Annotated in this window: 2 protein-coding genes; one reads left to right on the top strand and one right to left on the bottom strand. The window is 70.9% G+C overall.

The genetic code is table 11. The annotated features are described in order from the left end of the window. A partial coding sequence (locus D7X74_RS38715) for a translocation/assembly module TamB (RefSeq protein ID WP_233602438.1) occupies nt 1-4,708 on the top strand: 4,708 nt, incomplete at its 5' end. 52 nt (nt 4,709-4,760) lie between these two features. Here D7X74_RS38715 and D7X74_RS38710 read toward each other — a convergent pair. Continuing rightward, nucleotides 4,761-5,810 (bottom strand): hypothetical protein, encoded by a 1,050-nt coding sequence (locus D7X74_RS38710; RefSeq protein ID WP_120537974.1) that lies wholly within the window; start codon nt 5,808-5,810, stop codon nt 4,761-4,763. Nucleotides 5,811-5,976 lie beyond the last annotated feature (166 nt).

The following is a 5,976-nucleotide window of genomic DNA, read 5'->3' as shown; positions in this document are numbered from 1 at the left end:
CGCCCCGCCCCACCGGCGCAAGCGCTGGGGTCGGAGGTTGCTGTGGGGCATGCTGGGCTTCCTCGGCCTCATCGTCCTGTTGGTGGTGGGCGCGCTCGTCTACGCCACCAGCGCGGGCGGTTCGGCGCGCATCGCGCGCTTCGGCGTCGACCTGGCGAACAAGCAGTTGGCGGGCCGCCTGGAGCTGGCCAGCTTCGACCTGGACCTCAACGGCGCGGTCCTCACCGGCATCAAGATCTACACGCCTGAAGGGGACCTGGCGGCGGAGATTGCCCGCGTGGAGGCGCGGCTCCACCTGTCGCCGCTCCTGGGCCAGTCCGTGCAACTGACGAAGGTGCGCATCGAGACGCCCCGCCTGTACCTGGTGCAGGACGAGCGCGGCCTCAACCTGATGCGCGCGCTGGAGCCCCGGGAGCCCAAGCCGGAGGAGCCTCCCACCGAGAGCACCAGCAAGCTCGTCATCCACCTGAAGGACTTCGAGCTCAGCCACGGCTACGTGGACTTCCAGCAGGAGCTGCCCGACGGCGGCGAGCGGCAGGTGCGCCTGGAGGAGTTCGGCGCGAAGGGCGAGGGCAGCTACGCGCTGGCGTCGCAGGACTTCGCGGCGGACCTGCAGGCCACGGGCGGCCTCACCCGTCCGCTCACCGGGCCGGTGCGGCTGGTGCTCAAGGGCTCCGGCAAGCAGTTGGTGCGCACCGTGGACGCGCAGTTGGGGCTCGCGGGCGTGGAGGCGGACCTGGGCGCGAAGCAGTCCGGGGCCACGGCCGCGTCGGTGGAGCTGCGGCGGCTGTACGTGCCGCCGGAGCCGGTGAAGGCGTTCGTGCCCGCGTACCCGCTCATCGTGCCCATCGAGGCGAAGGGCACCGCGTCCATGGACGGCGACCTCGCGACGGCGAAGCTGGGCGCGACCGCGGGCAAGGCCACGCTGGACGTGGCGGGCGACGCGAACCTCAAGACCTTCCGCACGCAGGAGACCACCGTGAAGGCGCGCGGGGTGAACCTGGCGGAGCTGATGGAGAACGGCATCCCCACGAACATCGCCGCGGACCTCATCGCGCATGGCGGTGGCGACAGCGTGGAGACGCTGGATGGCGACGTGGCCCTCACCGTGTCCCCGTCCGAGTACCGGGGTCAGTCGGTGGGTCCCATCGAGATGAAGGCCAGCGCGAAGGACGGCCACTATCAGGTGGGCAACCTGCGCGTGATGATGCCGGGCGCGGCGTTCATCGCGTCGGGTGAAGGCACCGCGAAGTCGTTGGAGGCGCGCGGCAGCCTGTCCGCGGGCGACCTGAAGCTCTTGTCGCAGGCGCTGGACAAGCTGCTGCCCGGGGGCACCGTGCCGCCGCTGTCCGGCAGCGGTTCGCTGGAGCTGCAGGTGCAGGGTCCGCCGACCACGCCCGCCGTGAAGGTGGACGGCAACTTCGTCACGCTGGGCTACGGCGACATCGCCATCAAGGACCTGTCGCTCAAGGCCAGCGTCCCGGACGTCAGCCGGCCGCTCACCACCGACGCCACCGTGCTCATCAGCGAATTGAAGACCGGCGGGCGCAGCTTCCGCGACCTGTCCGTCGCGCTCACCACGGACGAGCAGCGGGAGTTGAAGGCCAGCGTGCGTGTGGAAGGCGATGCGCAGCTGGCCCTGGGCGTGGAGGGCACGGTGGACGCGGACAACGAGGGGCTCGCGATGCGCGCCTTCTCGCTGTCGTGGCCGGAGGCCACCTGGACGCTCCAGCAGCCCACGCATCTGGCGTTCAGCGGAGGGCGCATCGCGCTGTCGCCGCCGCTCCAGCTGGCGTCGGAGGCGCAGACGCTGAAGGTGGCGGCGGTGAAGGACGGTGAGCGCATCGACGCGCGCATCGACCTGGGCGCCTTTGATTTGTCGAAGCTGCCGCGCATCGCGGTGCCGGAGTCGCTGGGCCTGGGCGGCACGCTGTCCGGCCACGTCGCGGCGAAGGGGCGCATGGCGCGGCCGGACGCGGACGTGGACCTCACCTGGGCGGACGGCCGGGCGCGCGGCTACCAGGGCCTGGGGCTCGCGCTGAAGGCGCAGTACGTGAAGGACCGCGCCACCGGCACGCTGTCCGCCGGCCTGAGCGCGGCCCAGGTGTCCTCCCAGTTCGACGTGCCGGTGCAGGGCGTGCTGCGCCGCCGCAACGAGCCCCTGTCCGTGACGGTGAACCTGGAGAAGCTGGACGTCGCGGAGGTGCTGAAGCTCGCCGGGCAGCCCCCGGGGCCCAGCGGCCAGATGACGGGCAAGCTGGTGGTGAACGGCTCCGCGAAGGACCCTCGCCTGGACCTGCTGCTGAGCGGCAGCGAGCTGCGCTACCCGGGCCGCCCGGAGGCCCTCTTCGCGCAGGCGTTCGGCTTTGATTTGCGCGCCAGCTCCGACCCGAACGACGCGACCCTGGGCGCGCGCCTGGACGTGAAGGGCCTGGCCCCGCAGGCGTACGTCGCGCTGAAGACGCCCTTCACGCTGGGCGGCGTCATCGCGAAGCCGCCCACCCCCGCGCAGGCGCTGGAGGCGCCGCTGCGCCTGGAAGCGCTGGTGGCGGAGCTGCCCCTGACGCTGCTCCAGGGCATGGAGGGCGTGGACAAGCCGGACGGCACGGTGACGCTGAAGGCGGATGTGAATGGCAGCGCGCTGGCGCCGCTGGGCCGGGTGGAGGTGCAGGCCCGCGCGGTCACCGCCAACGGCCTGCCGAAGCTCAACGGCTCCGCGCTGGCGCTGGCCGGTGAGAAGGACGTGAAGCTGACGCTGGACGTGCAGCGCCCCAACGGACCGCTGGCGATGCTGGAGGCGCGCGTGCTGGCGCCCCTGGCCGCGCTCCAGGACCGCGAGGTGGTCAGCCGCGTCCCCTTCCGCATGAAGGGCCGCGTGGGTCCGGTGCCCCTCAATGAGATTCCCGGCATGGCGCAGCCGAACATGGGCAACAAGGGGCCGCAGGGCGTGCTGTCCATGGAGATCGCCGCGCGCGGAACGCCGGAGGCGCCCGAAATCGAATTGAGCGCGGGCATGCAGAACCTGGGCGTGGCGCAGACGGCGCTGGGCCAGGCGCGGCTGACGTATGCCTACTCCGGCGCGAAGTCCCTCTTCGACGCGATGCTCACCGCGCCCGGAGGCGGCTCGCTGACGCTGGGCGGCACGCTGGGCCTGGACCTGTCGCTGCCCGCGTTCCAGTCCGAGCAGGGGCCGGCGAAGAAGGTGGACCGCGCGCCGGTGGAGCTGGCGCTGCGCGCTCGCGCCTTCGACCCGTCGTTCCTGTCCGGCATCTCCCCGTACGTGCGCACGCTGGGCGGCATCATGCAGGCGGATGCGAACCTGGGTGGCACCGTGGGCGCGCCCACCTTCAAGGGCGACCTGAACTGGAAGGACGGCAAGCTGGGGCTGATGGGCTTTGGCGAGTTCCACGACATCCAGCTCGCGCTGAACGCGTCGCAGGAGCGAATCGACTTGAAGCAGCTCACCGCGAAGTCGGGCGGCGGGTCGCTGGAGCTGACAGCCAACGCGGTCCGCCAGGGCAAGAGCGGCGAGTTCGTGCTGGAGGGCAAGGGCCACACCAAGAACCTGCCCATCGTGGTGGAGGATCAGCTCATGGCCCTCCTGACGCTGAACCTGTCCATGAAGGGCAGCCTCACGGACCGGCTGGTGAACATCAACGACCTGAGCATCCCGGAGGCCCACGTCGAACTGCCGGAGGCCAAGCGCAAGGACCTGCAACCGCTGGAGCGCCCCGTCGACGTGGTGATGGTGCGCAACGGCGTGCCGGTGGACAAGCGCAAGAAGCCGAAGCAGACGCCCACACAGGTGGCGGCGAGCGGCGACCCGCGCAAGGCGCCGGACGCGGCCCCCGGCACGAAGGGCAATCCCCCGGAGCCGGGCACCGCCGTGGGCGGCGCGGGTGGGCCGTCCACCGAGCCGACCGAGGCCGAACTCGCGGAGGGCGAAGAAGAGGACGAGGGACCGCCGCAGCGCCAGTTCTGGGTGAACATCAACGCGCCCCGCAACCTGTGGGTGCGCGGCACGGACCTCAACATCCAGCTGGGCCTGTCCGAGGGCTTCCGCGTCGAGTACGCCAACGAAGCGCGCATGTTCGGCGAGGTGATGGTGCTGCTGGGCCGCGTGGACGTGCTGGGCCGCCGCTTCGACGTGCAGCGCGACAGTCAGGTGCGCTTCACCGGCCCCGTCCTCTCGCCGTACATCAACGTCACCGCCGAGCACCGCAACGACAACGCGGCCGTCACCGTCTTCGTCACCGTGCGCGGCCAGGGCAAGGAGATCACCCTCAAGACGAGCAGCGACCCGGCCCTGCCGGAGTCGGAAATCTATACGCTGCTCGCCACCGGCCGGCGCACGCTGGAGCGCGGCTCGGGCGCGTCGATGAACGCGGGCGCGCAGGCGGCGTCGGTGGTGGGCTCGTTCGTCGCCAACGAGGCGCGCAAGGCCATCGCCGCGAAGCTGCCCCTGGACGTGCTCTCCATCGAAGCGGGTGACAGCGGCATCGCCGGCACCAAGCTGGAGGTGGGCACCTACGTGACGGACAAAATCTACGTGGGCTACACCGGCCGCGTGGGCGCGAACCTCCAGAAGGGGGAGAACGCCAACGCCGTGCGCTTCCAGTACCTGTTCAGCCCGCGCTGGAGCCTGGAAGGTCAGTACGGCGACGCGCGCTCCGGCGGCCTGGACCTCATCTGGACCAAGGAGTACTGACCGCGCGCCCGGGCGACGACGTCCGCCCGGGCCGCGGCTTCAGGCGCTTTCGCTACAGCGCGTAGACGGCGTAGCAGGCGCCCAGCGGCCCCACGCCCGTGGTGCCCGCGCCGGGCGAGCTCTGCCACACGCCCTCCGCGCCGCACTGCTGCCACACGGTGCTGGAGGTCTGCACGCAGGTGCGCGTGGGCACGCCCTGGCCCAGGCGCGTGGACTGGCAATAGGGGAAGGACACGTTGCAGTTGGACGGCTTCACCGTGCCGCCCGCGGTGAAGGTGCCCGACAGGCACTGGCGCCACAGCGCGTCCGACGAGCTCTGCACGCACGACGCTTCCGGCACCGTGGCGTCCACCGTGCCGGAGTAGCAGCCGGCCGCGCTCGTGGGCCACGCGTAGGCCGTCTTGTAGCGGTTGTAGATGGAGGCCATCAGCGACGAGCCGCCCACGGTCGTCTTGCCACACTGGGTGGCGTACGCGCCCACCCAGGGCGTGTACGTGTAGAGCGCCGCGGTGGCCATGTTGACGGGCTTCACCGAGCACGGATCCAACGTGGACTTCTGCAACCCCACCTTCCAGCCGGAGATGGTGGCGCGGCCCGCCTCCAGGTCGGTGAGGTAGCCGCGCATCTTCTTCGCGGCGCACTCCACCTGCTTGCCGAAGCCCACGTATTGCGCGTCACAGCCGCTGGAGTCCGGACAGCCACAGCCCGTCGCCTTGCTCAGGTTGGTGGACGTGCCACTCTGGATGAGGCTGGACTCACCCTGGATGCGCGCCAGCATGTACAGCGGGTTGATGTTGGACGCGCGCGAGCGCTCCACGATGAGCGTCGCCGCTGACTTGCCGTAGCCCGGATCCGTGTAGCCCGCCAGGTACGAGCCCTGCTGTTGCAGGAACTGCTGCACCTGCGCCGGGGTGATGGCCGTCCCACCGGTGACGTCCGAGTCCTCCAGCAGCCGGTGCATGTCGTACTTCGTCGTCGCCTCCTGGAGCACCTGCCCGGTCAGCTCATCGACCACGGGCGCCGGGACCTCGTCGCCTTCCAGGGGACCACAGCCGACGGCCAGCAGCGCGGGCACCAGCAGCACGCTCAATCGGAGCTTCATCTCGCACCTCGGGGTGGGCCGCGGGAGTCAGGCAGCGACGGCGCCGGCCTCCTCGGGGCCAGGGGGAGCCCGAGGCTGTAGCCGGTGGGGCAAGGCTGACTCAAGATATTCCTGGATTTGTAGAATAAGCCCTGATGTGGGTGTGGCCGGCGGACCGGGTGGGAGG

The organism is Corallococcus sp. CA047B, from assembly GCF_003612065.1.
GTDB lineage: Bacteria > Myxococcota > Myxococcia > Myxococcales > Myxococcaceae > Corallococcus > Corallococcus praedator.
The sequence above is the reverse complement of the archived record's forward strand: the minus strand, read 5'-3'. Positions and strand labels throughout refer to the sequence as shown.

Bases quoted from the DNA above. Each gene is read 5' to 3' on its own strand.
- D7X74_RS38710 (WP_120537974.1), bottom strand. From the start codon at position 5,810: ATGAAGCTCCGATTGAGCGTGCTGCTGGTGCCCGCGCTGCTGGCCGTC.